This is a genomic window from Quadrisphaera sp. KR29, from assembly GCF_052644995.1.
Map to the genome: position 1 here is coordinate 113,801 of NZ_JBQXXG010000002.1, position 24,090 is coordinate 137,890.

General features: G+C 79.5%; 18 protein-coding genes, 1 tRNA gene and 1 pseudogene. 16 read left to right on the forward strand and 4 right to left on the reverse strand.

Annotated elements, in window-relative coordinates; all coding sequences use genetic code 11:
- Positions 1 to 3: 3 nt before the first annotated feature.
- From ACUN9U_RS02270 to ACUN9U_RS02290, 5 genes are all read left to right on the forward strand, one after another.
- Complete coding sequence (locus tag ACUN9U_RS02270; RefSeq protein WP_445483299.1) at positions 4 to 627, forward strand: sigma-70 family RNA polymerase sigma factor; 624 nt, start codon at positions 4 to 6, stop codon at positions 625 to 627.
- On the forward strand, positions 624 to 1,463 hold the full coding sequence (locus tag ACUN9U_RS02275; RefSeq protein ID WP_445483300.1) for an anti-sigma factor: 840 nt from the start codon (positions 624 to 626) through the stop codon (positions 1,461 to 1,463). Before ACUN9U_RS02270 ends, ACUN9U_RS02275 begins: the two co-directional genes overlap by 4 nt.
- 70 nt (positions 1,464 to 1,533) lie before the next feature.
- Complete coding sequence (gene tmk, locus ACUN9U_RS02280) at positions 1,534 to 3,786, forward strand: dTMP kinase (RefSeq protein WP_445483301.1); 2,253 nt, start codon at positions 1,534 to 1,536, stop codon at positions 3,784 to 3,786.
- Positions 3,783 to 4,928, forward strand: coding sequence for a DNA polymerase III subunit delta' (locus ACUN9U_RS02285; protein WP_445483302.1), 1,146 nt, complete (start codon positions 3,783 to 3,785; stop codon positions 4,926 to 4,928). The genes tmk and ACUN9U_RS02285 overlap by 4 nt, the downstream gene beginning before the upstream one ends.
- Entirely contained in the window at positions 4,925 to 6,514 is a 1,590-nt protein-coding gene (locus ACUN9U_RS02290) for an alpha/beta fold hydrolase (protein ID WP_445483303.1), read from the forward strand. The genes ACUN9U_RS02285 and ACUN9U_RS02290 overlap by 4 nt, the downstream gene beginning before the upstream one ends.
- Positions 6,515 to 6,557: 43 nt before the next feature.
- On the opposite strand, the gene ACUN9U_RS02295 is transcribed toward ACUN9U_RS02290, so the two are convergent.
- Positions 6,558 to 6,860, reverse strand: a complete 303-nt coding sequence (locus ACUN9U_RS02295) for a hypothetical protein (RefSeq protein ID WP_445483304.1) — start codon at positions 6,858 to 6,860, stop codon at positions 6,558 to 6,560.
- A 104-nt stretch (positions 6,861 to 6,964) separates the two neighbouring features.
- On the opposite strand from ACUN9U_RS02295, the gene ACUN9U_RS02300 reads away from it, so the two are divergent.
- The 5 genes from ACUN9U_RS02300 to ACUN9U_RS02320 all read left to right on the forward strand — a co-directional run bounded on the left by ACUN9U_RS02300 (position 6,965) and on the right by ACUN9U_RS02320 (position 15,633).
- Positions 6,965 to 7,040, forward strand: a tRNA-Thr gene (locus ACUN9U_RS02300).
- 120 nt (positions 7,041 to 7,160) lie between these two features.
- Complete coding sequence (locus ACUN9U_RS02305; RefSeq protein WP_445483305.1) at positions 7,161 to 10,223, forward strand: AfsR/SARP family transcriptional regulator; 3,063 nt, start codon at positions 7,161 to 7,163, stop codon at positions 10,221 to 10,223.
- 176 nt (positions 10,224 to 10,399) lie between these two features.
- The gene (locus tag ACUN9U_RS02310) at positions 10,400 to 13,351 is read left to right on the forward strand and encodes an AfsR/SARP family transcriptional regulator (RefSeq protein WP_445483306.1); all 2,952 of its coding nucleotides are present in this window, start codon (positions 10,400 to 10,402) and stop codon (positions 13,349 to 13,351) included.
- A 124-nt stretch (positions 13,352 to 13,475) separates the two neighbouring features.
- A complete protein-coding gene (locus ACUN9U_RS02315) occupies positions 13,476 to 14,864 on the forward strand; it encodes a sensor domain-containing protein (RefSeq protein ID WP_445483307.1) in 1,389 nt (462 codons plus the stop codon).
- 115 nt (positions 14,865 to 14,979) lie between these two features.
- The gene (locus ACUN9U_RS02320) at positions 14,980 to 15,633 is read left to right on the forward strand and encodes a response regulator (RefSeq protein ID WP_445483308.1); all 654 of its coding nucleotides are present in this window, start codon (positions 14,980 to 14,982) and stop codon (positions 15,631 to 15,633) included.
- A 34-nt stretch (positions 15,634 to 15,667) separates the two neighbouring features.
- On the opposite strand, the gene ACUN9U_RS02325 is transcribed toward ACUN9U_RS02320, so the two are convergent.
- Positions 15,668 to 16,525: an NAD(P)H-binding protein gene (locus tag ACUN9U_RS02325; protein WP_445483309.1), complete on the reverse strand. Its 858-nt coding sequence runs from the start codon at positions 16,523 to 16,525 to the stop codon at positions 15,668 to 15,670.
- A 113-nt stretch (positions 16,526 to 16,638) separates the two neighbouring features.
- On the opposite strand from ACUN9U_RS02325, the gene ACUN9U_RS02330 reads away from it, so the two are divergent.
- Both ACUN9U_RS02330 and ACUN9U_RS02335 read left to right on the forward strand, forming a co-directional pair.
- Entirely contained in the window at positions 16,639 to 17,064 is a 426-nt protein-coding gene (locus ACUN9U_RS02330) for a winged helix-turn-helix transcriptional regulator (RefSeq protein WP_445483310.1), read from the forward strand.
- Positions 17,061 to 17,723, forward strand: coding sequence for a histidine phosphatase family protein (locus ACUN9U_RS02335; protein WP_445483311.1), 663 nt, complete (start codon positions 17,061 to 17,063; stop codon positions 17,721 to 17,723). Before ACUN9U_RS02330 ends, ACUN9U_RS02335 begins: the two co-directional genes overlap by 4 nt.
- A 19-nt stretch (positions 17,724 to 17,742) precedes the next feature.
- Here the strand turns inward: ACUN9U_RS02335 and ACUN9U_RS02340 are convergent, their stop codons facing one another.
- The gene (locus ACUN9U_RS02340; protein ID WP_445483312.1) at positions 17,743 to 18,678 is read right to left on the reverse strand and encodes a siderophore-interacting protein; all 936 of its coding nucleotides are present in this window, start codon (positions 18,676 to 18,678) and stop codon (positions 17,743 to 17,745) included.
- A 95-nt stretch (positions 18,679 to 18,773) separates the two neighbouring features.
- Between ACUN9U_RS02340 and ACUN9U_RS02345 the strand changes: the two genes are divergently transcribed.
- Both ACUN9U_RS02345 and ACUN9U_RS02350 read left to right on the forward strand, forming a co-directional pair.
- Entirely contained in the window at positions 18,774 to 19,256 is a 483-nt protein-coding gene (locus tag ACUN9U_RS02345) for a MarR family winged helix-turn-helix transcriptional regulator (protein ID WP_445483313.1), read from the forward strand.
- A gap of 45 nt (positions 19,257 to 19,301) precedes the next feature.
- Positions 19,302 to 20,678, forward strand: coding sequence for a C40 family peptidase (locus ACUN9U_RS02350; RefSeq protein WP_445483314.1), 1,377 nt, complete (start codon positions 19,302 to 19,304; stop codon positions 20,676 to 20,678).
- 151 nt (positions 20,679 to 20,829) lie between these two features.
- Here ACUN9U_RS02350 and ACUN9U_RS02355 read toward each other — a convergent pair.
- Positions 20,830 to 21,318: pseudogene (locus tag ACUN9U_RS02355) on the reverse strand (inorganic diphosphatase); the annotation flags it as partial.
- Positions 21,319 to 21,438: 120 nt separating this feature from the next.
- On the opposite strand from ACUN9U_RS02355, the gene dacB reads away from it, so the two are divergent.
- Together dacB and ACUN9U_RS02365 are read left to right on the forward strand one after the other, a co-directional pair.
- Positions 21,439 to 22,896 carry a D-alanyl-D-alanine carboxypeptidase/D-alanyl-D-alanine endopeptidase gene (gene dacB, locus ACUN9U_RS02360; RefSeq protein ID WP_445483315.1) on the forward strand — a complete coding sequence of 486 codons (1,458 nt, stop codon included), beginning with the start codon at positions 21,439 to 21,441 and terminating at the stop codon, positions 22,894 to 22,896.
- A 70-nt stretch (positions 22,897 to 22,966) separates the two neighbouring features.
- Positions 22,967 to 24,088: a zinc-dependent metalloprotease gene (locus ACUN9U_RS02365; RefSeq protein ID WP_445483316.1), complete on the forward strand. Its 1,122-nt coding sequence runs from the start codon at positions 22,967 to 22,969 to the stop codon at positions 24,086 to 24,088.
- Positions 24,089 to 24,090: the final 2 nt, after the last annotated feature.

The following is a 24,090-nucleotide window of genomic DNA, read 5'->3' on the forward strand; positions in this document are numbered from 1 at the left end:
CCCGTGGACAGGGGAGGTGAGGCGCGTGCGGGGTCGACCGCGAGCCGTCCCGCCGACCCGCTCGCCGCTGCCGTGGTGCGCACGGCCGGCGGCGACCGCGACGCCTTCGCCGAGGTCTACGAGGCGCTGGCGCCCAAGGTGCTCGGCGTGACGCGCGCCGTCCTGCGCAACCACGCCCTGGCCGAGGAGGTCGCGCAGGAGGTCATGGTGGAGCTGTGGCGCCAGGCAGCGCGCTTCGACCCCGCGGCGGGCTCCGCCGGCGCGTGGGCGGCCACCATCGCCCACCGCCGCGCCGTCGACAGGGTGCGGTCGGTGCGCTCGCGCGAGGACCGGGAGGACCGGGTGGCCGCGGGGGAGAACCGCACCGCCTACGACGAGGTCACCGAGCAGGTGCTGCAGCGCGAGGATGAGGTCCGCGTGCGCGCCGCGCTCGGCGGGCTGACCGAGCTGCAGCGCGAGGCGCTGGTGCTGGCCTACTGGGGCGGGCGGACCTCCGCGGAGATCTCCGAGCGCCTCGGGGTGCCCGTGCCGACGGTCAAGACCCGGCTGCGCGACGGCCTGGCGCGGCTGCGCGCGGAGATGGCCCGCCAGGACGCCGACCAGCCCGCCGGGAGGAGGACGACGTGAGCGAGCGCGACGCCACCGACCACGGCGCGACCGACCACGGCGCGACCGAGCACGACCTCACGGCCGCCTACGCCGTCGACGCCCTCACCGGCGAGGAGGCGCTGCGCGCCGAGCAGCACCTGTCCGGGTGCGCGGCCTGCCGCGCGGAGCTCGCGGAGATGCGGGAGGTGCTCGCCGACCTCGTGGAGCCGGCGGAGCCCTCCGCGGGGATGCGCCAGCGCGTGCTGGCGGCGCTCGACGGCGTCGAGCAGCTGCCTCCCGCCGGCAGCGCCGAGGTCGCGTCCGGCGCCCCTCCCGCCGCGCACGCGGTCGGCGGCGGCGCGACGGACGAGCTGGCCGTGCGCCGCTCGCGGCGCCGCGGGCGCTCCAGCAGGTGGCTCCCCGCCGTGGCGGCCGCCGCTGCGGCGGTGCTCGTGGCCGCGGCCGCCCTGGGGGGGTGGTCGGCGCTGCGCTGGCGCGGCGAGGCGGAGCAGGCGCGGCTCGCCGCCCGCGCCGTGGCCGAGGTCGCCGCGGCACCGGACGCCGTCAGCGTGGTCGCCGACGGCGGGCCGGGCTGGGCCTCGACGCGCGTGGTCGCGTCGGCCTCCCTCGGCGAGGCCGTGCTCGTGCCCACCGGCGTCGAGCAGGCCCCCCGGGGCCGGACCTGGCAGCTGTGGTGGGTCAGCGGCGAGGAGGCGCCCCGGCCGGCAGGGCTCCTGCCCGGTGGCACCGGCGCACCGGAGGTGCTCGAGGGCGGTGCGGACGGCGCCACGGCCGTCGCGGTGACCCTCGAGCCGGCCGGCGGCAGCGCGGCTCCGACGACCGACCCGGTGGCCGTGTACCCGCTGGGCGCCTGAGCCCCCGCGGCGCCGCCCGCGGGCTGTGGACGCGCCCTGCGCCGTCGGCGACCGCGGCTACATTGACCCGGTGACGAGCGCTGCGGTGCCGGGCGGCGCCGCCGCGACGGGCGGGACGGCCCCCGGGGACCACGGGGTGCGCGGCGTGCTGCGCATCCGCTCGTTCCGCCAGCTGTGGTGGTGCCTGGGCCTGTCCAGCCTGGGCGACTGGTTGGGGCTGCTCGCCACCACCGCGCTCGCGGTGAGCCTGTCCGGGGGTGCGCGCGACGCCTACGCCGCGGCCAACCTCGCCGTGGCCGGGGTGCTCGTCCTGCGCCTGGCCCCCGCCGTCGTCTTCGGGCCGCTCGCCGGCGTCGTCGCCGACCGGTGGGACCGCAAGACCACCATGGTGGTCGGCGACGTCCTGCGCGGCCTGCTCTTCGCCAGCATCCCGCTCGTCGGCACGCTGTGGTGGCTGCTGGTGGCCACGGTGCTCATCGAGGTGGTCGGCCTGTTCTGGACTCCGGCCAAGGACGCGACGGTCCCCAACATCGTGCCGCGCGCCTCGCTGGAGACGGCCAACCAGCTGACGCTCGTGGTGACCTACGGCACCGCCCCCGTCGCGGCCCTGCTCTTCAGCGGCCTGTCGCTGCTCAACCCGGTGCTGCCGGCGGCCCTCGGCGGCGTGGCGGTCTCGCTGTACGTCAACGCGGCCACCTACCTGGTGGCGGCGCTGGTGGTGGCCCGCCTGGCGCTGCCGCCGCGGCGCGCCGGCGAGGGCGGCACCGCGCCGGTGCCCGAGGGCGTGGGGCGCAGCATCGTCGAGGGCTGGCGCTACGTGTGGTCGACCCCGCTGGTGCGCGGCCTGGTGGTGGGCATGCTCGGCGCCTTCGCGGCCGGCGGCTTCGTCATCGGTGTGGCCCGCACCTTCGTGGAGGACCTCGACGCCGGGGACCCCGGCTACGGGGTCCTGTTCGCCGCCGTCTTCACCGGGCTGGCGCTGGGCATGTGGACCGGGCCGCGGGTGCTGGCCGCGCTCCCGCGCTGGCGCCTGTTCGCGCTGGCCCTGGTGTGCGCCGGCCTGGTGCTCTTCCCCCTGGCGCTGGTGCCCAACATCGTCATCGTCGCCGCGCTGTCGGTGGCCGTGGGCGCCTGCGGCGGGGTCGCGTGGGTCACCGGGTACACCCTGCTGGGCCTGGAGGTGGCCGACGAGGTGCGCGGGCGCACCTTCGCCTTCGTCCAGTCCTCGGCCCGGATCGTGCTGGTGGGGGTGCTCGCGCTGGCCCCGGCGCTGGCGGCGGTCTTCGGCACCCACCGCATCGAGTTCACCGAGACCGCCGGCGTCACCTACAACGGGGCGGCGCTGACCCTGCTGGTGGCGGCGGTGCTGGCCACGGGCATCGGCCTGGCCGCCTACCGCACCCTCGACGACGGGCACTCCGGGCCCCTGCGCGAGGACCTGGTGCGCGCCTGGCGGCTGCGCTCCACGGCCCGCCCCGAGCGGCGCCGGCGCGGACCGGGCTTCTTCATCTCCCTGGAGGGCGGGGACGGCGCGGGCAAGAGCACCCAGGCGCGCCTGCTCGCGGCCTGGCTGCGCGAGCGCGGTCACGAGGTGGTGCTCACCCGCGAGCCCGGCGCCACCGACCTCGGCGCCGGCATCCGCCGCCTGCTCCTGCACGGCGGTCACGTCTCCCCCCGCGCGGAGGCCCTGCTGTACGCGGCCGACCGCGCGCACCACGTCGCCGAGGTGGTCCGCCCGGCGCTGGCGCGCGGCGCCGTGGTGGTCACCGACCGCTACCTCGACTCCTCGGTCGCCTACCAGGGGGCCGGGCGGGCCCTGGAGGGCGACGAGGTGGCGTCCCTGTCGCTGTGGGGCACCGAGGACCTCCTGCCCGACGCCACCGTGCTGCTCGACCTGGCCCCCCCAGCGGCGCGCGCCCGTCTGGGCGACCAGCTCGACAGGCTGGAGCGCGAGCCGGAGGAGTTCCACGCCGCCGTCCGCGAGCGCTTCCGGCAGCTGGCGCGCCGCAACCGCCGCCGCTTCGTGGTGGTCGACGCCGACGCCCCGGCCGACGTCGTGGCCGCGCACGTCCGCGAGCGCCTGGAGCCCCAGCTGCCGCCCCCGCCCCACCTCGACCGCCGCGCGCAGCCGTCCGGCCGGCCCACCGCCCAGCACCCCGCCCAGCCCACGGCCCAGCCCGTCCAGCACACCGCCCCGCCGACGGCGGTGCAGCCCGGCGCGCATCCGGCGGAGCGGGACACCGCCCCGGCCGGTGCCGCCCCGGGCGGCGGCGCCCGGGCCTCCGACGTCGACCCCGCGGACGCCTGGGACGCGGGGCGGTGAGCGCCTGGGAGGACGTCGCGGGCCAGCCCGACGTCGTGGCGCAGCTGCGCGCCGCCGTGAGCAGCCCCGCGGCGATGACCCACGCGTGGCTCTTCACGGGCCCGCCCGGGTCGGGCCGCTCCACGGCCGCCCGCGCCTTCGCGGCGGCCCTGCAGTGCGAGGTGGAGGACCCGGCCCAGCGGGGCTGCGGGCTCTGCCACGCGTGCCGCACGGTGCTCGCCGGCACCCACGCCGACGTGCAGGTGGTGGCCACGGAGGCGCTGAGCCTGCAGGCCAAGGACGTGCGGCCGCTGGTGCTCTCGGCGGCGCGGGCGCCGGCGACCGGGCGCTGGCGGGTCATCCTCGTCGAGGACGCCGACAGGTTCACCGAGACCAGCGCCAACGTGCTGCTCAAGGCGATCGAGGAGCCGCCGCCGCGCACCGTGTGGCTGCTGTGCGCCCCGAGCCCGGAGGACATGGTCACCACCGTCCAGTCCCGCTGCCGCCCGGTGCGGCTGCGGGTGCCCTCGGCCGCCGACGTCGCCGCCCTGCTGGTGCGCCGCGACGGGATCGACCCGACGATGGCGGCGTACGCCGCGCGCGCGGCGCAGAGCCACGTGGGCCTGGCCCGCCGCCTCGCGCGCGACGAGGGGGCGCGGACCCGGCGGCGGCAGGTGCTGCAGCTCGCCTTCGAGGTGACCGGCGTGGGGGAGGCCGTGGTGCGGGCTGGGGAGCTGGTGGACGTCGCCTCCGAGGAGGCCGCTGCCTCGACGGCGGAGCGCGACGCCGCGGAGCGCGCCGAGCTGCTGCGCGCGCTGGGCGCGGAGGCCGCGGGCTCGCTGCCCCCGGCCCTGCGCTCGCAGGTGCGCGCCCTGGAGGAGGACCAGAAGAAGCGCGCCACGCGCGCCCGCCGCGACGTGCTCGACCGCGCCCTGGTCGACCTGGCCTCGCTGTACCGCGACGTCCTCGTGGTGCAGCTCGGGGCGGGCGTGGACCTGGTGAACGCCGAGCTGGCGCGCGAGGTCGCCGCGCTGGCGCGCCGGGGCGGCCCGGAGCAGACCCTGGTCCGCCTGGACGCCATCTCGACCGCGCGCCGCCGCATCGCCGCCAGCGTCAGCCCGCTGCTCGCCGTCGAGGCGATGGCCCTCTCGCTGCGGCCGTGAGCGCCCACCGCCCCCGCGCCGCGCGCCTCGCCCGCCTGACCGGCGCCGGGGCCCTGCTGGGCGCGCTCGTCCTGGTGGCCTCGGCCTGCAGCGGCCCGGTGCAGCCCACCGGGGGTGACCCCACCACCCTCCCGCCCAGCACCCCGGCGACGTCCGTGCCGGGGGAGCAGGCCAGCGACCCCGCCTACGCCCGCTACTACGCCCAGCGCCCCGAGTGGTCCGACTGCGGCGGCGGGCTGCAGTGCGCCACCGTGCAGGTGCCGGTCGACTGGTCCCAGCCGGACCGCGACGAGGTGGGCCTGGCCGTGGCCCGGCACCAGGCGACCGACCCCGACCGCCGCGCCGGGTCCCTGCTGGTCAACCCCGGCGGGCCGGGCGCCTCCGGCGTCGCCTGGCTGCGCGGCGGCACCCAGGCCGTGGTCAGCGAGGCGGTGGAGCAGCGCTGGGACGTGGTGGCCTTCGACCCGCGCGGCACCGGCGGCTCCGAGCCCGTGGAGTGCCTGCCCGCGGGCGACTTCGACGCCTTCCGCGCCGACCCCGCCGACCCCACCACCCCCGCGGGCCTGGCGGAGGAGACCGCCGAGGCGGAGGAGTTCGCGCAGGGCTGCGAGGTCGACGCCGGGCTGCTGCTGGGCCACCTGGGCACCGTGGACGCCGTGCGCGACCTCGACGTGCTGCGCGCCGCCGTCGGTTCCGACACCCTCGACTTCCTGGGCAAGAGCTACGGCACGCTGCTCGGGGCGGAGTACGCCGGCCGCTTCCCGCAGCGGGTGGGGCGGATGGTGCTGGACGGGGCGCTCGACCCCTCCTCCAGCGCCAGCGACGTCGTGCTGGTGCAGGCCGCGGGCCTGGAGCAGTCGCTGCGCGCCTACGCCCAGGCGTGCCCGCAGCGCTCCGGCTGCCGGCTCGGCGACACCGCGGACGCGGTGGTGGAGGAGGTCCGCGAGGTCGTCGAGGGCGCGCGCCGCCGGCCGGTGGCCACCGCCGACCCGGAGCGGCCCCTCACCGCGCCGCTGGCCCACCAGGGCGTGCTGGCCACCCTGTACGACCCCCGGACCTGGCCCCTGCTCGACAGCGCGGTCAGCGACGCGCGGGCCGGTGACGGCTCCGGGCTGCTCCGGCTCGCCGACGCCTACGCCGGCCGCCAGCCGGACGGCACCTACAGCTCCAACATCCTGCAGGCGTACACGGCCATCACCTGCCTGGACCGGCCGGTCGACGCCAGCCCGGAGGCCATGGCCGCGGAGGCGGTGCAGCTCGAGCAGCGCTCACCGACCTTCGGGCGGTCCCTGAGCTACGGGGCGCTGCAGTGCGGGGTGTGGCCGGTGCCGCCCACCCGGACGCCCGCGCCGGTGAGCGCGGAGGGCGCCGCCCCGGTCCTCGTGGTCGGCGGCACCAACGACCCCGTCACGCCCTACGTGTGGGCCCAGTCGCTGGCCGCGCAGCTGTCCTCGGGGCGGCTGCTGACGTGGAACGGGCAGGGGCACACCGCCTACCGGCGCGGCTCGTCCTGCGTGGACGGCGCCGTGGACGGCTACCTGCTCGACGGCGTCCTGCCGGGACAGGACGCCACCTGCACGAGCTGACCGCGCCGGGCGCGGCAGGGCCCGCCCGCCCGGCGGGGCCGGCTCAGGCGCGGGAGGCCTCGAGGGCGCGCAGGCGCACCCGGTCCTGGATGCTCAGCGAGGACTCGTCCACGCCCTGCGCGGGCCCGCGCGCCGCTGCGACGGCGGCCACCGCCGGGGCGGGAGCGGTGGCGCTCCCGCCGCGCTCGGCGGCGGCGAGGTCGACGACGGCCGCCCGGGCGCGCCGCGCCCCGAGGTCGACCACGGGAGCCGCCGGCGGCGGCAGCACCACGGCCAGGCCCGCGGAGCGGGGACCGGCGGGCAGCAGCCCGCGCAGCCGGGGGGTGGTGCCGTCGTCGTCGCGCATGCTGGACCAACGGCGCGCCGCGCCGCGTGCTTGAGCGGTCCGGCGTGTCCGCACGGGCGCGCCGGGTATGGTGGGCCCGCTGCACGGCCCCGACCGCCGTGCACGCCGCCTTAGCTCAGTCGGCAGAGCGATTCACTCGTAATGAATAGGTCGTGGGTTCGATTCCCACAGGCGGCTCCACCCCGCCCCCGCCGTCGGGGGCCCGGCGGGCACCGGCCGGCGCCCCCCTCGGGCCCTCCCGCCTCCTGGGGCGCGCACCGGCCCTGGCGCTGACCAGGCCGTGTGGTGTTCCCTGGGCCGGTGCACCAGGGGCTCCGCATCGGCGTCCTGGGTGACCTGGAGGTGACCCTCGACGGCCGCCCGGTGCCGGTGGGCGGCAGCGTGCCGCGCGCCCTGCTCCTGCGCCTGGTGCTGGCCCGGGGGGCCGCGGTCCTCGACACCGCCCTGCACGAGGACCTCTGGGACGGCGCGCCGCCACCCAGTGCCGCGGGCACCACCCAGGCGCACGTCTCGCGCCTGCGCCGGGCACTGCTGCCGGCGGACCCGCCGGACCCGGCGCCTCGGGCGGGGCAGGCGCCACCGGCCCAGCCGCTGGTCCGCCGCGGCCCGGGGTACGCCCTCGTCCTGCCCGCCGGGGCCGTGGACGCCGAGCGCTTCGAGACGCTCGCCGGCGAGGCGCGCACCGCGCTGGAGGCCGACCCCGCCCGCGCGGCGGCGCTGCTGGAGGAGTCGCTGCGGCTGTGGCGCGGCCCCGCGCTCGCCGACGTGGCCCACCGCACGTGGGCGGCCCCCGAGGCCGAGCGCCTGCAGCAGCTGCTGCTGCAGGTCCGCGAGGACGCCGTCCAGGCCCAGCTGTCCCTCGGCGACGCCGCCGCCGCGGCGGCGGCCGCCGCCTCCCTCACCGCGGAGCACCCGCTGCGCGAGCGGGGGTGGGAGCTGCTGGCCCTCGCGCTGTACCGCCAGGGGCGCCAGGCCGACGCCCTGGCGCGCCTGGCCGAGCTGCGCGCCCTCCTGCAGGCCGAGCTGGGCGCCGAGCCCGGCCCGCGGGCGCAGGACCTGTTCCGCCGCCTGCTGGAGCACGACCCCGCCCTCCTGCCCCCCACCGGCGGTGGCCCGGCCCCCGCCTCCCGGCCTGCGGCCCCCGCCTTCCGGCCTGCGGCCCCCGCCTCCCGGGCCGCGGCCCCCGCCTCTCCGGCCGCGGCCGTCGGCGCCACCGGCCCCGGCGCGCTCCCGCCCGCCGCGGCGAGGGCGGCGGTGCCGCAGGTCCCGGCGGCGCGCACCGGACCCCCGGTGCGCTCCAGCAACCTGCCGCTGCCCGCGACCCGGCTGGTGGGGCGCTCGGCGGAGCTGGAGGAGGTCGGCCGGCTCGTGCGCGAGCACCGCCTGGTGACCCTGACCGGTCCGGGGGGGACGGGCAAGACCCGGCTCGCGCTGGAGGTGGCCCGGCGCCGCGCGGACGCCGACGGCCCCTGGCTGGTCGCCCTCGGACCCGTGCCCGCCGCCGCGGGGGACGGCGGGAGCCCCGCGCTGCGGGCGCTGGCGGCGGCGCTCGGCCTGGCCGTGCCGCTCACCGGGGACCGCGCCGCCGACACGGCCGCCGTCGTCTCCGTGCTGCGCGAGCGGGAGGCGCTGGTGGTCCTGGACGACTGCGAGCACCTCCTGGACGACGTCGCGGCCCTGGCCGAGGACCTCCTGCACCGCTGCCCCGGCGTCCGGCTGCTGGTGACCAGCCGGGAGGCGCTGCGCGCCGAGGGCGAGCGCACCCACGAGGTGCCCCAGCTGTCCGGCGGCGTCGAGGGCGACGCGGTGCGCCTCTTCCTGGCGCGCGCGGAGGCCTCCGCGCCCGGGTGGCGACCCACCCCCGAGGAGCTGCACGGGGTGGACCGCCTGTGCGCCGCCCTGGACGGGCTCCCGCTCGCGCTGGAGCTGTCCGCCGCCCAGCTGCGCGCCCTCACCCTGGAGGACCTGCTCGGCCTGCTGGACGACCACGAGGCGCTGCTGCGCGGCGGCCGCCGCGGCGACACCCGCCACCGCACCATGCAGGGCACCATCGCCTGGTCCTACGACAGGCTGGCGCCCCAGGAGGCCGAGGTGCTCGCCTCCCTGTCGGTCTTCGCCGGCGGCTTCGACCTGGAGGCCGCGCGGGAGGTGCTGGGCCGCCCCGACGTCGTCACCGCCGTCTCCGACCTGGTGGCCCGCAGCCTGGTCTCGGTCTCCCCTCCGGGGTCCCCGCGCCGCTTCTGGATGCTCGGGGTGGTCCGCAGCTTCGCGGCCGCCCAGCTCGACCCGCAGCGGCGCGCCGAGCTGGTCGCGCGCCGCACCGCGTGGGTGGTCCGCATGGCGGAGGCCGCCCCCCCGGAGCTGCGCGGCCTGGCGGGCACCGAGGCGATGGCGCGCCTGGAGGCCGCCGCCGCCGACGTCGACGCGGCGCTCGCGGCCGCCTCGCCCGGGGACGCCGTGCGCATCGGCACCGGCGCCCACTGGTCGCTGTACGCCCACCCGGCCCGCACCGCACCCAGCGCCGCCCTCCTGCGCGCGGGCCTGGAGGCCCTCGACGCCGACCCCGGGCTCGACCCCGGGGTCGGGCCCACGCTGCGCTCCTACGGCTGGACCTGCGTCAGCCTCTTCGCCCGCCTCCTGGGCGACCCCGCCGGCTCCACCGCGGCGCTGGCGCGCGCCGAGGCGCTCGCCCGGCAGACCGACGACCCGCGCACCCGCGCCCGGGTGCTCACCAACCGCGCCTTCTGGCGGGCGGTGGCCGACGGCGACGGCGAGGGCGCCCGGCGCGACTCCCTGGCGGCCCTGGCCATCGCCGAGAGCGCCGGCTCGGGGGTCGTCGAGGCCGACGCGCTGCTCTCCCTCGGCGTCGCCGACCTGCACCGGGGCGCCGTGGGCCAGGCCGTGGAGCACTTCGAGCGGTGCGTGCTGGCAGCCGACCTGTCCGGGACCCCGTCGGTGGCGCTCGCGGCGCGGCAGATGCAGGCCAAGGCGGAGCTGGCGCTGGGCCGCACCGGCCCGGCCTGGAGCGCCGCCGCCGACTTCGGCGAGCGCGCCTGGGCGCTCGGGGAGGCGCTGGCGTGGATCTCGGCGATGTGCCAGGTGGCGGCGGTGCTGGTGCGGCGCGGGCGGGCCGAGGAGGCCGCGGTGGTGCTGGCGGCCGCGGAGGCCCAGGGCGCCCGCACGGGCGCCTCCCCGCGGCTGTTCGACCCCGACGTCGTGCGGTGCGCGCAGGAGGTGGCCGCTGCGCTCGACCCGGAGGTCGCCGCGGCCGCCGCCGCGCGGGGCGCCTCCCTGCCCCCGGAGGACCACCTGGGCCTGGTGCGGGCCCTGGCCGCCGAGGACGGCGTCCTGCAGCCCAGCTGACGTCCCGGGCGACCCCCGGCGCCGCCAGCCGGTGGGGGAGCGCGGGGCCGGTGAGGGAGGAGGCCGGTGCGCCCAGGGGCTGGTGCCCGGGGCCACTGCCGTGCTACCTGTGCCTCCACGAGGGTCCAGGGCCGGGCCGAGGGCGGCGGTGCGCCGGTGACCGGGGGAGCTGACGGGTGGCTGAGCAGGGTGTCGGCTCCGGAGCGCGGGTGGAGGTCCTCGGCCCGCTGAGGGTCCTCGTGGACGGACGGGAGGCCGCCCTCGGAGGGCCGCTGCCGCGCGCGCTGGTCCACCGCCTCGCGCTCGCCGACGGCGCCATGGTCACCGACGCCGCCCTGCAGGACGACCTGTGGGGAGAGGACCAGCCCGCCTCGGCGGCCACCACGCTGCAGGCCCACGTGGCCCGCCTGCGCCGCGCGCTGGAGCCGGGTCGCGCCGCGCGCGAGGCGACCGTGCTGGTGCGCCGCGGCCCCGGGTACGCGCTGGTGACCACCGGCTCCGACGCCGCGGACTTCGAGCGCCTCGCCGCGCGCGGCCGCACCCTGCTGGCCATCGACCCCGCTGCGGCGGCGGAGGCGCTGGAGCAGGCGCTGGCGCTGTGGCGCGGGCCGGCCCTCGCCGAGGTCGCCGACCGCGGCTGGGCGGCCCCGGAGGTGCGGCGCCTGGAGCACCTGCTGGCCGCCGCCCGCGAGGACCGGGTGGCCGCGGACCTGGAGCGCGGGCAGGACGCCGCCGCCTCGGCCGGGGCTGCCGCGCTGGTGGCCGCCCAGCCGCTGCGCGAGCGGGGCTGGGAGCTGCTCGCCCTGGCGCTGCACCGCCAGGGCCGCCGCGGCGAGGCCCTGGCGGCCCTGGACGAGCTCGCCGAGCGCCTCGCCGACGAGCTCGGGGCTGACCCCGGCCCGTCGGCCACCGCGCTGCGCGCGGCGGTCGAGGCCGACGACCCCCGCCTGCAGCGCGCCCCCGCCCACCCCGCCCCGCGCCGCGACGGCGCGGGCGGCCGCAGGCCCATCGCGGCCACCTCCAACCTGCCGGCGCCCACCTCGGCCCTGGTCGGCCGTGAGGCGGAGGTCGCCGCGGTCAGGGACCTGCTGCAGCAGCACCGCCTGGTCACGCTCACCGGCACCGGAGGCGCCGGCAAGACCCGGCTCTCGCTGGAGGTGGCCCGCCGCCGCGACGACGCCGACGGGCCGTGGCTGGTGGAGCTGGCGCCGGTGGCCGACGGCCGGCTGCTGCCCGAGGTGGTCGCCACCGCGCTGGGCCTGGTCCCGCCCGTGGGCGCCAGCGCCGCCGCTGCCCTGGCCGGCGTGCTGCGCACGCGCGAGCTGCTGCTCGTCCTGGACAACTGCGAGCACGTCGTCGAGGACGCCGCCGCCCTGGTCGAGGTGCTCCTGGCCTCCTGCCCGGGGGTGCGGGTGCTGGCGACAAGCCGCGAGCCGCTGCTGGTGGACGGCGAGCGCACCCACGAGGTCCCGGTGCTGACGGGCGGGCCCGACGGCGAGGCCGTCGCGCTCTTCGTGGACAGGGCCCGCGCGGCCGCGCCGGCGTGGGAGCCGACCCGCGAGGACCTCGAGCGCGTCGCGGAGGTCTGCGCCGCCCTCGACGGGCTGCCGCTGGCGGTGGAGCTCGCCGCGGCGCAGATCCGGGTGCTCGACCTCGCCGACGTCGCGGCGCTCGCCGACGACGGGTCCAGCCTGGGCACGCTGCTGCGCGGGGGGCGGCGCACCACCTCCCGCCACGCCACCATGCAGGCCGCCGTGGCGTGGTCCTTCGACAGGCTGACGCCGGCGGAGCGCGAGGTCTTCTGCGACCTGTCGGTCTTCTCCGGCGGCTTCACCCTCGACGCGGCGCGGCGGGTGCTGGACCGCCCCGACGTCGTGCCCGTGGTCGCCGACCTGGTCGGGCGCAGCCTCGTGGTGGCCTCCCGCCCCGGCGCCCAGCGCCGCTTCCACCTGCTCGAGCCGCTGCGCCAGCACGCCGCCGCGCACCTCGACCCGGCGCGCCGCGCGGTGCTCGCCGCGCGGCGCGTGCAGTGGGTCGCCGACCTGGCGGCCCACTCCGACCCCTCGATGCGGGGACGGCTGGCCGCCCTGGAGACCGAGCGCCTGCACGACGAGGCGGGCAACATCCGCGCCGCGCTCTCCGACGGCGACCCCGCCGTCGTCCTCACCATCGCCAGCGGCTTCTTCTGGTTCTGGTACCGGGAGGGCCTGGTGGCCGAGGGGCTCGGCCACCTGCTGCCCGCGCTGGAGGCCGTCGCGGCGGACCCGGACGGCGAGCCCGACGCCGCCACCCGCGCCCGCGCCTGGACCGGCGTCACGCTGCTGAGCTACCTCGCCGGTGACCTCGCCGGGGTCGGGCGCGCGCTGGTCCAGGTCGGCGAGCACGCCGCGCGCTGCGACGCCCCGCTCGTGCAGGCGCAGTCGCTGGCGCTGCTCGCCTACTTCGAGGCCGGCAGCGGCCAGGTGCAGGCGGCCCGCGAGCACGCCGAGGCCGCCCTGGCCACCAGCGACGCCCTCGGCCACGGCGCCACGAGGGCCGAGTCGCTGATGATCCTGGGGGAGGTCGAGCGCCACGACGGCCACCCCGACGCCGCCGTCGAGCGCTTGGAGGCCGCCGTCGCCCAGGCCGACGCCTGCGGCTACTCCTGGGTGGCCCTGAGCTCGCGCTGGACCCAGACCAAGGTGGAGGCGGCGCGGGGCCGCCTGGAGGAGGCCTGGCGGGCGCTGCTGGACAGCCTCGAGCGGGGGTGGGCGGCCGGGGAGAAGACGTCGTGGCTGGTGGGCCTGGCGACGGCGAGCCACCTGCTGCACCTGGACGGGCGCACCGACCAGGCGGCCCGGCTCGCCGGGGCGGTGGCGTGGCAGGCGGGCCGGATCGGGTACTCCCCGGCGGCGATGGACGCCGACATGGACCGCTACGCCGCTGAGCTGGTCGCCGGCACGCCCCCCGACGCCTACGCGGCCGCCGCCGCCACCGGGCGCGACCTGTCGGCGGCGCAGGCGATGGAGCTGGTGCGCCGGCTCGCGGCCGAGCGGCTCGGGCACCGGCCGCCCGACCGGGGCGGCGACGAGGGCGACGACCGGGGCGACGACCGCGCGGTCGGCGCGTCCGCGGCGGGACGGCCCTGACCGCCCGGAGGCCGGCCCCGAGGGCCGGGGGGTCGGCCCCAGGGGCGGGGTGGGGCTGTCCCCACCCCGCAGACGCCGGGCCGCACCATGGTCCGCCACCGCGCCCGCGACCAGGCTCTTCCCCATGACGAACAGCACCAGCGCCGCCACGGCGCCGCTCCCGGCCAGCGCCCCGGCCGCCTCCCGCCCCGCCTCCGGACAGGGCTCGCGCCCGGCCGCGGCCACGCTCGCCTCGTGGCTGCGGCGGACTCCCGGCGACCTCCTGTACCTGCTCACCGGCCTGCCGGTCGCCGTCGCCTCGATGGTGGTCCTGTGGTCCCTGGCCAGCTTCGTCACCAGCGTGGCCGGCACGGTGGTCCTGCTGCCGGTGGCCCTGCTGGGGCTGCTGGCCCTGCTGGCCTGCGCGCGCGGCTTCGCCCACGTGGAGCGGTTCCGCCTCGCGTGGACGGGCGAGCGCATCCCCGCGCCAGCCCCCGCCGGCTCACCGCTGACGCCGCCGGCCCCCGAGCGCACCGGCCGCTGGTGGCGCTGGTGGGACTGGCTGCGCGACGGCCAGCTGTGGCTGGACCTGCTGCACGGCGCCATCGCCGTCTTCCTGGCCCTGTTCACCTGGAGCCTCACCGTCGCGTGGCTGGCCACCGGCCTGGCCGGCGTCACCTACTGGGCCTGGGGCGAGCGCGCCGAGGCCGCGGCCGGCGGGCAGCTGGAGGTCGCCGGCATCACGGGTCTGCCCGTGGTGTGGCAGGTGGTCGTGGGCGTGGGCCTGCTGCTCACCCTGGTCCCGCTGGCGCGCGGCCTGAGCTACGTGCACGCCGCGGTCGCCCGCGGCACCATCGGCAACTCCTCGGTGCGGGCCCTGGCCCAGCGGGTGGAGGTGCTCACCGCCAGCCGCGCCGCCGCCTCCGACGCCGAGGCCGCCGCCCTGCGCTCCCTGGAGCGCGACCTGCACGACGGTCCCCAGCAGCGGCTGGTGCGCCTGGAGATGGACCTCGCGGCCACGCAGCGCCGCCTGGCCGCCGGTGACGCCGAGGCGACCGCCGCCGCCCTCGCCGAGGCCCGGGGGCAGGCGCAGGAGGCCCTGGCCGAGCTGCGGGCCCTCTCGCGCGGCATCGCGCCGCCGGTGCTGGCCGACCGGGGCCTGGTCGCCGCGGTGGAGTCCCTGGCCTCGCGCAGCGCCGTGCCGGCAACGGTGCGCGCCGGGGCGCTCGGCCCGCTGCCGGGCGGGGTGGAGCGCGCCGCCTACTTCGTGGTCGCCGAGGCGCTGACCAACGCCGCCAAGCACAGCGGCGCCCGCGCCGCCGTGGTGGACCTGGCGGTGCGCGCCGAGGCCGAGGGACGCTGGCTCGTGGTGCGCGTGGAGGACGACGGCACCGGCGGCGCCGACCCGGCCAGCCCCACGGGCACCGGGCTGCGGGGCCTGGCCGCCCGGGCGCAGGCCGTGGACGGCGCGCTGGTCGTGGCCAGCCCGGCGGGCGGCCCGACGGTCGTGGAGGCCCGCCTGCCCCTGCCCTGACCCGTCCCACCCCCGTGATCACGGGCGGTCGGCCACTTCCCGGTGGCCGACCGCCCATGATCACGCCGGTGCCTCCGGGGGTCTGGCGCTCCGGGGGTCTGGGAGCATCGGCGGCGTGAGGGTGGTCGTCGCGGAGGACTCGGTGCTGCTGCGCGAGGGCCTGGTGCGCCTGCTCGCCGAGGCGGGCCACGAGGTGGTCGAGGCCGTGGGGGACGCCCCCTCCCTGCTGGACGCCGTCGCCCGCCACCACCCCGACGCCGCGGTGGTCGACGTGCGGATGCCGCCGGACCACACCGACGACGGCCTGCGCGCCGCGGTGCAGGCCCGCCGCCGCCAGCCGGGCCTGGCGGTGGTGGTGCTCTCCCAGTACGTCGAGGCCGCGTACGCCGCCGACCTGCTGGGCGACGGCCGCGGCGGGGTGGCCTACCTGCTCAAGGACCGGGTGGCCGACCTCGACGCCCTGACGGGGGCGCTGGACGCCGTCGCCGCAGGCGGGACGGCCCTCGACCCAGAAGTGGTCGCGCAGCTGCTGGCCCGACGGCGCGCCGACGACCCCCTCGCGGCGCTCACCCCGCGCGAGCGGGAGGTGCTGGCGCTGGTGGCCGAGGGGCGCTCCAACGCCGCCATCCGCGACGCCCTGGTGGTCTCCGAGGGCGCCGTGGAGAAGCACGTGGCGAGCATCTTCACCAAGCTGGGCCTGCCGCCCTCCACGGCCGACCACCGCCGGGTGCTGGCGGCGGTGACCTACCTGAGGGCCACCGGCGCCTGATGCCCGGCGGCGCGCCGCCGGGGACCAGCGGCGGTCAGGCGCGGGCGGCGCGCAGGGCGTCGGCCAGCGGGGTGGCCGGGCGGCCGAGCAGCTCCTCCAGGTCGGCGGTGCTGACCTCGAGCGCCCCGCCGGCGGCGGCGACGTCGACGGCCACGAGGAACCCGGCGGTGCCCTCGTCCAGGCCCGCGCCGGTCAGCGCGGCGCCCAGCTCGGCCGGGGTGAGGTCGTGGTGGACCACCTCGCGGCCCAGCACCTGCGAGAAGGCCGCGGCGAGCTCGTCCATCGTGAAGGCCGGCCCGCCCAGCTCGAAGGTGCGCCCGGTGGTGCCCTCGTCGAGCAGCGCCGAGACGGCCGCCGCGGCGAGGTCGGCGCGGGTCGCCGGGCTCACGCGGGCGCCGCGCGTGGCGCTGCTGACCGAGCCCGTGGCCTCGGCCTGGCCGAGCAGGCCGGCGTAGTTCTCGGTGTACCAGCCGTTGCGCAGCAGGGTGGCGGGGATGCCGGAGGCGGCCAGCAGGCGCTCGGTGGCCACGTGCTCGGGGGCGACCGGCAGGTCGGTGCTGTCGGCGCGCAGCACCGAGGTGTAGGCGACGCGGGCGACCCCGGCGGCCCGTGCGGCCTCGACGACGGCGCCGTGCTGGCGCTCGCGCTGGCCGACGGCGCTGCCGGAGACGAACAGCAGGGCGTCGACGCCGTCCAGGGCGGGCTCGAGGGTCTCCGGGCGGTCGTAGTCGGCCTCCCTGACCACCACGCCGCGGGCTGCGAGGTCGGCGGCCCGCGCGGGGTCGCGGACGAGGGCGACGACGTCGCCCGGTGCCGTGCCGCGGCGCAGGAGCTCCTCGACGGCGTGGCGTCCGAACGGTCCGGTGGCTCCGGTGACGGCGTACGTGGGCACGGGTCCTCCTCGGGTGCGGGGCCGGGGCCGCCGGTGCGGCCGCGACGCGACCCATCATGCAGCACTAACCAAGAGTTAGTGCTAGCGGTACCGCCGCGCGGTAGCATCCGGGGGTGAGCCAGGACCCCGGGGACGACGACCAGCGGCTCGTGGTCGACGTCTTCGCCAGGACCTGCCCCTCGCGCTCGCTGCTCGCCGACGTCACGGGCCGGTGGGGCACCCTCGCGGTGCTCGCGCTGGCCGACGGCACCGCGCGCTTCGGCGCGCTGCGGCGCCGCGTGGACGGCGTGAGCGAGAAGATGCTCTCCCAGACGCTGCAGGCCCTCGAGCGCGACGGCCTGCTGGTGCGCGAGGTGGTGACCACCATCCCGCCGCGCGTGGAGTACACCCTGACGCCGCTGGGCGAGCGCGTCGCCGAGCGCCTGCGGGCCCTGGTGGAGGTGCTGGAGGAGGCCGTCCCCGAGGTTCTCGAGGCCCGTGCCGCCCACGGGGCCCGGGCGGGTGCGCCCGACGGCGCGCGTGGGAGGGTCGGCGCGTGAGGCTGATCCTCGTCCGCCACGGCCAGACCCCGTCCAACCTCGTCCACAGGCTGGACACCAAGGTTCCGGGTCCGGGCCTGACCCCGCTGGGCGAGGAGCAGGCGCGCGCGCTGGTGGAGACCCTGCGCCCGGAGCGGGTCGACGCCCTGTGGGCCTCCAGCGCCGCCCGGGCCCAGCTGACCGCCACGCCGCTGGCGCAGGAGCGCGGCCTCGCGGTGCAGGTCCACGACGGGCTGCGCGAGCTCGACGCGGGGGACCTCGAGGGCCGCACCGACGAGCCGTCGGTGCGCGAGTACCTGCGCGTCGCCTTCGCCTGGGCCGACGGCGACCTGGGCGCCCACGTGCCGGGCGGCCCCACGGGCCGGGAGGTGCTGGCCCGCCTCGACGCCGGCACCGCCGCCGCGGCGGCCTCGGTGCCGGCCGACGGCGCTGCCGTGGTGGTCAGCCACGGCGGCGCCATCCGCGCCTGGGTGGCCGCCCGGGCCGGGGTGGGCGGCGCCTTCGCGGCCTCCACCCCGCTGCTGAACACCGGGGTGGTGGTGGTCGAGGGCGACCCGCGGGCGGGCTGGCGCACCCTGACCTACGCCGGGGAGCCCTTCCGCGCCCCGGTCGCCCCGCTGGAGGAGTCCGGGCCCGCGGCCGAGCCGGCCATGTGGTGAGCCGGAGCGCTGGGTGCGCTCAGGCGGCCTCGGTGCGCCCCGCCCGCCAGTAGCCCATGGCGGCCAGCGACGCGCGCGGCAGCCCGGCCGCCTTCACCAGGCGCCGCACGTCGCGCACGACGCCCGCCTCGCCGGCCACCCACGCGTACAGGTCCCCGCTGCTCACGGCCTCCGGGACGTCCCACAGCAGGTCCAGGTCGACGTCGTCCTCGGCGCCGGGGTCGAGGGACGGCGCGGGGTGCTGCCCGGCCAGCAGCGAGCGCACCGCGCCCACCAGCAGCGCGCCGTGCTGGGCCTCGCCGCGCGGTCCGCGCCGGGGCAGCCAGCGCAGCTGCGCCCCGCCGGAGGCCACCGGCTGGAGCGCGTCCTGCTCGCACGGCACCTCCAGCAGCGCCACCGTGCGCTGGGCGGCCTCGGGCTCCAGCGCCTCCAGGACGGCGCACACGGCGGGCACCGCCGTCTCGTCGCCCACGAGCAGCAGCCGCCCCCCGGGCGGCGGCGCCCACTCGCGGCCCCAGGCGCGGCCCTGGCCGGGGCGGTCCGGCCCGACCACCACGAGCCGGTCCCCGGCGACGGCCGCGGCGGCCCACCGCGAGGCGGGCCCGCTGGCGCCGGCGTGGGAGCCGGAGGTGCCGTGGAGCACGAAGTCGACGTCGACCTCCCCGCGCGAGGGGCGCGCGGCGCGCACGGTGTAGGTGCGCAGCAGCGGCCGGGCCGGCTCCGGGGCCGCCAGCCACCGCGGGTACCAGTCCTGCCCCCAGCTGCGGCACGTCTCGAGGAGCTGCCCGGCGGTCGTGCCGGGGGCCGGGAGCACGACCTTGATGCGCTGGTCGGCCCCGCAGGCGCCGAAGCCGACCAGGTCGTCACCGCTGAAGGTGATGCGCACGAAGCTCGGGCACAGCCGCTGCACGCGGCTGACCTCCACCGCGAAGGTCCGGTACGCCGGGGCTTCCATGAAGGGCAGGCTAACCTCACCGGCGGCCCGGCGGCCAGGGGCTGCGCGGGACGCCGGTGCAGCGTCCTCCCAGCGCGTCCTGCCATGATCTGCCCATGGTGAGTCCCGGAGCCGCTGACCACCTCGAGCGCGAGCTGGCCGTGCTGCTGCGGCGCGCCCGCGGGTTCTCGGGCCAGCTCGCGCGCGACCTGCACCCCGACCTCGAGCCCGGGGCGTACGGCCTGCTGCTGCGCGTCATGGCCGAGGGCGGCTCCCGCGCCACCGACCTGGCCAGCTACCTCGGCATCGGCAAGCCCACCGTCTCGCGCCAGCTCGCCACCCTCGAGCGGCTCGGCCTCATCGAGCGCACCCGGGACGCCGAGGACGCGCGCGCCCAGGTGGTGCGCCTGACCGACTCCGGCCGCGAGCAGGTCGAGCGGGTCCAGGAGGTCCGCCGCGCCCACTTCCACGAGCGCCTCGCGGGGTGGAGCGACGACGACGTCGAGCTGCTCGCGGGCCTGCTGGGCCGCCTCAACGACCTGACCACCTCCGGCGGCGCCCCCGAGGGCGAAGGGGGCGGCGAGGCCGCTCCCCGCTGAGGCCCGCCCGCTCAAGGGCAGCGGCGCGCGCGCCGATGCCCTGGCGTGCACGGATGCAGCTGGGACCGCGGACGCCCGCCCTCGCCGGGCGCTGGCCGCCGCCTGGCCGCCGGGGTCGCCGGCGCCCTGCTCACCGCCGGCCTGGTGCTGGCGCCCGCCGCCGGGCCGGCCGGCACCGCGCCCGCCGGCGCCGCGCTCGCCGCGCCGCGCACCCCCAGCCAGGCGGAGGTCGACGCCGCGCGCGCCGCCGTCGGCGACAAGGCCTCCCAGGTCGCCGCGGTCCAGGCCCAGCTGGCCGCGGCCGCCGCCGCGCTGGACGCCGCCCAGGTCGCGGCGGCCGTGGCGGCCGAGACCTACGACGCCGCCCAGGCCGAGCTCACCGCCCGCACCGCGGCCGCCCAGGGCGCCGCCGCGGCCGCCGAGCAGGCCCGCGGCCGCGCCGACGCCGCCCGCGCGGCCGTCGGCCGCCTGGCGGCCGGCAGCTACCGCAGCGGCGGCGGCCTCGACCGCGTCTCGGCGTTCATGTCCGCCGACGGCCCGCAGGACCTGCTCGACAGGGCCGCGCTGCTCGACGTCGTCGGCGCCCGCACCGACAGGGCCTACGAGCAGCTGCGCGCCGCCGAGGCCGTCGCCGGCCTCCTGGACGCCCAGGCCGACCAGGCGCTGCAGCAGCAGCAGGAGGCTGCGGACGCCGCCACCAGCGCCCGCGACGCGGCGCGAGCCGCCGCCGACGCCGCCACGGCGATGGTGGCCACCACCGAGCAGCGCAGCACCGAGCTGGTGGCGCAGCTGGCCCAGCTGCAGGGGACCAGCACCGCCCTGGCCGCCCAGCGCCAGGCCGGGCTGGCCGCCGAGGCCGCGGCCCGCGCCGACGCCGCCGCCCGCGCCGACCGCGCCCGCCGCCAGGCGGCGTCCTCCGGCGCCGCGCCCCCCTCGAGGCCCTCCTCCGGCTCGGGGACGGCGTCGGGGCCGGCGGTGTCGTCGTCGGGGTCGTCGGGCCGCGACTCCTCGGGGAGCGCCTCACCGGTGCCCGCGGGCAGCTCCTCGGCGAGCTCCTCGCAGGCGGCCTCCGCGCTGGCGTGGGCGCGCACGCAGATCGGCGACCCCTACCAGTGGGGGGCCACCGGCCCCGACAGCTGGGACTGCTCCGGCCTCACCTCCGGCGCCTACCGCGCCGCGGGCGTCTCGCTGCCCCGCACCTCCGCGCAGCAGTACCGCGCCGTGCAGAAGGTCTCCTACGACGACCTGCGCCCCGGCGACCTGATCTTCTACGGGTCGGACCCCGACGACTGGTCCACGGTCTACCACGTGGCGATCTACGCCGGCGGCGGCCAGATGGTCGAGGCGCCGCGCACCGGCCTGGACGTGCGCGAGACCGGCGTGCGCTACGCCAGCTCGATGACCTGGGCCGGCAGGGTCTGACGCGCGCCGCCCGCGAGCCGGGCGGCGCGCGCGGCGCTCACCTGGTCCCGGGCGCGGGCGGCTGGACGAGCTGCGGGGCGTCCGCCCAGGGCCCGTGGCCGAGCTGGGTGCGCACGTCGGGGCGCTGGCCCGCGTCCGAGCCGGACGTCAGGTGGCCGTCGTGGTCGGCCAGGCGCTGCACCGAGGCGCGGATCTCCGCCTCCGCCTCCACCCGGCCCACCCAGTGGGCGCCCTCGACGGACTTGCCGGGCTCCAGGTCCTTGTACGTCTCGAAGAAGTGCTGGATCTCCAGGCGGTGGAACTCGCCGATGTCGTCCAGGTCCTGCAGGTGGTCCATGCGCGGGTCGCCCGCGGGGATGCACATGACCTTGTCGTCACCGCCGGCCTCGTCGCGCATGTGGAACATGCCGATGGCCCGGCAGCGCACCACGCAGCCCGGGAAGGTGGGCTCCTCCAGGAGCACGAGCGCGTCGAGCGGGTCGCCGTCCTCCCCGAGCGTCCCCTCGATGAAGCCGTAGTCGGCCGGGTAGCGCGTGGCGGTGAACAGCATCCGGTCCAGCTTGATGCGCCCCGTGGTGTGGTCGACCTCGTACTTGTTGCGCGACCCGCGCGGGATCTCGATCGTGACGTCGAACTCCACGGCGACCTCCAGGTCAGTCCTGCCCCCCGGCACGGCCCGGTGCCGCGCGCGGATCTGCCGCCCGGGGCGGCCCGCTGGCCCGTAGTCTCCCGCACGCAGCCGAGGCGAGACGAGGAGCCCGTGGCAGGTCCACCCGAGCGCACCCCCGGGCGGGGCGCCCTGCGCCGCGGCGCCCTGGCCGCGGGGGCCGCCGCCGCCGCGGTGGTGCTGCTCGCGGGCTACGCCGTCGCCGACGCCGCCGACGCGGCTCCCGGGGTGCTGACCCTGGCGCCCGTCCCGGTCGCCCCGGCCCCGCCCACGGCCCCCGGGGCGGCCGCCGACCCGCGGGCGCCGGTGGCGCTGAAGCCCCTCGACCCCGCGGCGCCGCGGCCGGACCCCGCGGTGCTGGCGGCCGCCGTCGGGCCGCTGCTGGCCGCTCCGGCGCTCGCGGGCAGCGCCACCGCCAGCGTGGTCGACGCCGCTAGCGGCGAGGTGCTGCTCGACTCCGGCGCCGCGGAGCCCGCCGAGCCGGCCTCGGTGGCCAAGCTGCTCACCGCGGCCGCGGTGCTGCGCGCCCTCGGCCCGGACGCGCAGCTGCCCACCCGCGCCGTCGCCGGGCCCGACCCCGGCCAGGTGGTCCTCGTGGGGGGTGGTGACCAGCTGCTGTCGGCGGGCGCCGGGGACCCCTCGGCCGTGGTCGGCAGGGCCGGCCTGGCCGACCTCGCCGACGCCGCGGCCGCCTCGCTGCGCCAGCGCGGCACCACGGCGGTCTCGGTGGTCCTGGACGACTCCCTCACCGGGGGCTCGCCGCAGGTGAGCGCCGGCTGGGGCACCGGCGACGTCGCCGCCGGCTACGTCGCGCCGCTGACCTCGCTGGCCGTGGACGCCGGGCGCCGCACCCCCGAGCGCTACGCCGCGCGCTCCCCGGACCCGGCGCTGGACGCCGCCGCCGCCTTCGCGGCCCTGCTCGCCGAGCGCGGGCTGCAGGTCGCCCCCGGCGTCGTGCGCGGCGCGCCCGCCCCCGCCGGTGGCGCGGTGCTGGGGGAGGTGCGGTCCGCGCCGCTGGCCGACGTCGTGGCCGAGGCGCTGGCCGAGAGCGACAACACGGTCGCCGAGGCGCTGGCGCGCCTGGTGGGCGCCTCGGCCGGCAGCGGGGCCGGCTTCGCCGCGTCGGCGCAGGCGGTGCTGGAGCAGGTGCGCGCGGCCGGGGTCGACACCACCGGCGCCGTGCTGGCCGACGGCAGCGGCCTGGCCGCGGGGTCGCTGGTGCCGGCAGCGGTGTTCACCTCCCTGCTGGGCGCGGCGGGGCGCGAGCCGTCGCTGCAGCCGCTGCTGGAGGTGCTGCCCGTGGGCGGGCTGTCCGGCACCCTCTCCGAGCGCTTCGCCGCCCCCGAGGCCGCCGCCGCGGCCGGGCTGGTGCGCGCCAAGACCGGGTCGCTCACCGGAACGAGCAGCCTGGTGGGGGCGGTGGTCGACGCCGACGGCCGGCTGCTGGTCTTCGCGGTGCTGGCCGACGCCACCGGGCCCACCGTCCCGGCCCGGCGGGCCCTCGACGCGGTGGTCGCCGCCCTCGCCGGCTGCGGCTGCCGCAGCGGCTGAGCCGGCCATCCCTCGTCGCCGCGGGCGCGCTCCGGCGGGCCGCCGGCGGGTGAGCGCCTACGGTGTGGGGGTGGCGGGTCCGGAGCAGCACGACGAGCGGCCCGGCGACCAGCTGGTCGACTGGGACCTCGCCGCCAGGACGGCCACCCGCCTGGTGCGCCCCGGCCCGCTGGTCAGCGCGGCCGAGGCCCGCCGGGTGGTCGAGGTGGTGCGCGCCGCCGCCGCCGCCAGCCCCCCGCACGTCGCGCGCGTCAGCCAGCTCCTCGTGCCGGCCGGGCCGCCGGCCCGGGTGGTGGAGCGCGGCGCGTGGGCGCGCGCCAACGTCGCCTCCTTCGCCGGGCTGCTGTCACCGGTGGTCGGCGAGGCCCTGGACGAGCGCCGCGCCCGCACCCCGGCGGGCCGGCTGCGCGGGCTCGGGGTGGCCCGCCGCGTCACCGGGGTGCAGCTGGGCTCGCTGCTCGCGCTGCTCAGCTCGAGGGTCCTGGGCCAGTACGACGCCCTCGGCGAGGGCCCCGGCACCGGCGACCTGCTCGTGGTGGCGCCCAACGTGCTCGCCGTCCAGCGCGAGCTGGGCCTGGACCTGCGCGACTTCGCGCTGTGGGTCTGCCTGCACGAGGAGACCCACCGGGTGCAGTTCGCCGCCGCCCCGTGGCTGGCCGGCCACCTGCGCGAGCGCGCCCGGGCGCTGTCCGGTGACGTGCTGCGCGGCCCGGGCGCCGGTGCGGACCGCCTCGCCCAGGCGCTGCGGGGCCTGCGCGGCGCCGTGGAGGGCGCCCGCGGCGGCCCCGGCGGCCCGGCGGGCTCCGGGCTCGGCCTGCTCGACCTGGCCACCACCGCCGACCAGCGCCGCGCCCTGGCGGAGGTGACGGCCGTGATGGCCCTGCTGGAGGGGCACGCCGACGTCGTCATGGACGAGGTGGGCCCCTCCGTCGTGCCCACCGCGGCGACCATCCGCCGTCGCTTCACCGCCCGCCGCAGCTCGAGCCGCGGCCTGCTGGACGCCCTGCTGCGGCACGGGCTGGGGCTGGAGGCCAAGCTGCGCCAGTACGCCGACGGCGCCCGCTTCGTGCGCGCCGTGGTGCGCGAGGTCGGCACCGGCGGCCTCAACGCGGTGTGGAGCTCCCCGGCCGCGCTGCCGCGCCCGGAGGAGGTGGCCGACCCGGCCGCCTGGGTGCGCCGCGTCCACGGCTGACG

Coding starts and splice junctions, on each gene's coding strand:
- ACUN9U_RS02295 (WP_445483304.1), bottom strand. CDS start 6,860: ATGCGCGACGACGACGGCACCACCCCCCGGCTGCGCGGGCTGCTGCCC.
- ACUN9U_RS02315 (WP_445483307.1), top strand. CDS start 13,476: ATGACGAACAGCACCAGCGCCGCCACGGCGCCGCTCCCGGCCAGCGCC.
- ACUN9U_RS02340 (WP_445483312.1), bottom strand. CDS start 18,678: ATGGAAGCCCCGGCGTACCGGACCTTCGCGGTGGAGGTCAGCCGCGTG.
- ACUN9U_RS02345 (WP_445483313.1), top strand. CDS start 18,774: ATGGTGAGTCCCGGAGCCGCTGACCACCTCGAGCGCGAGCTGGCCGTG.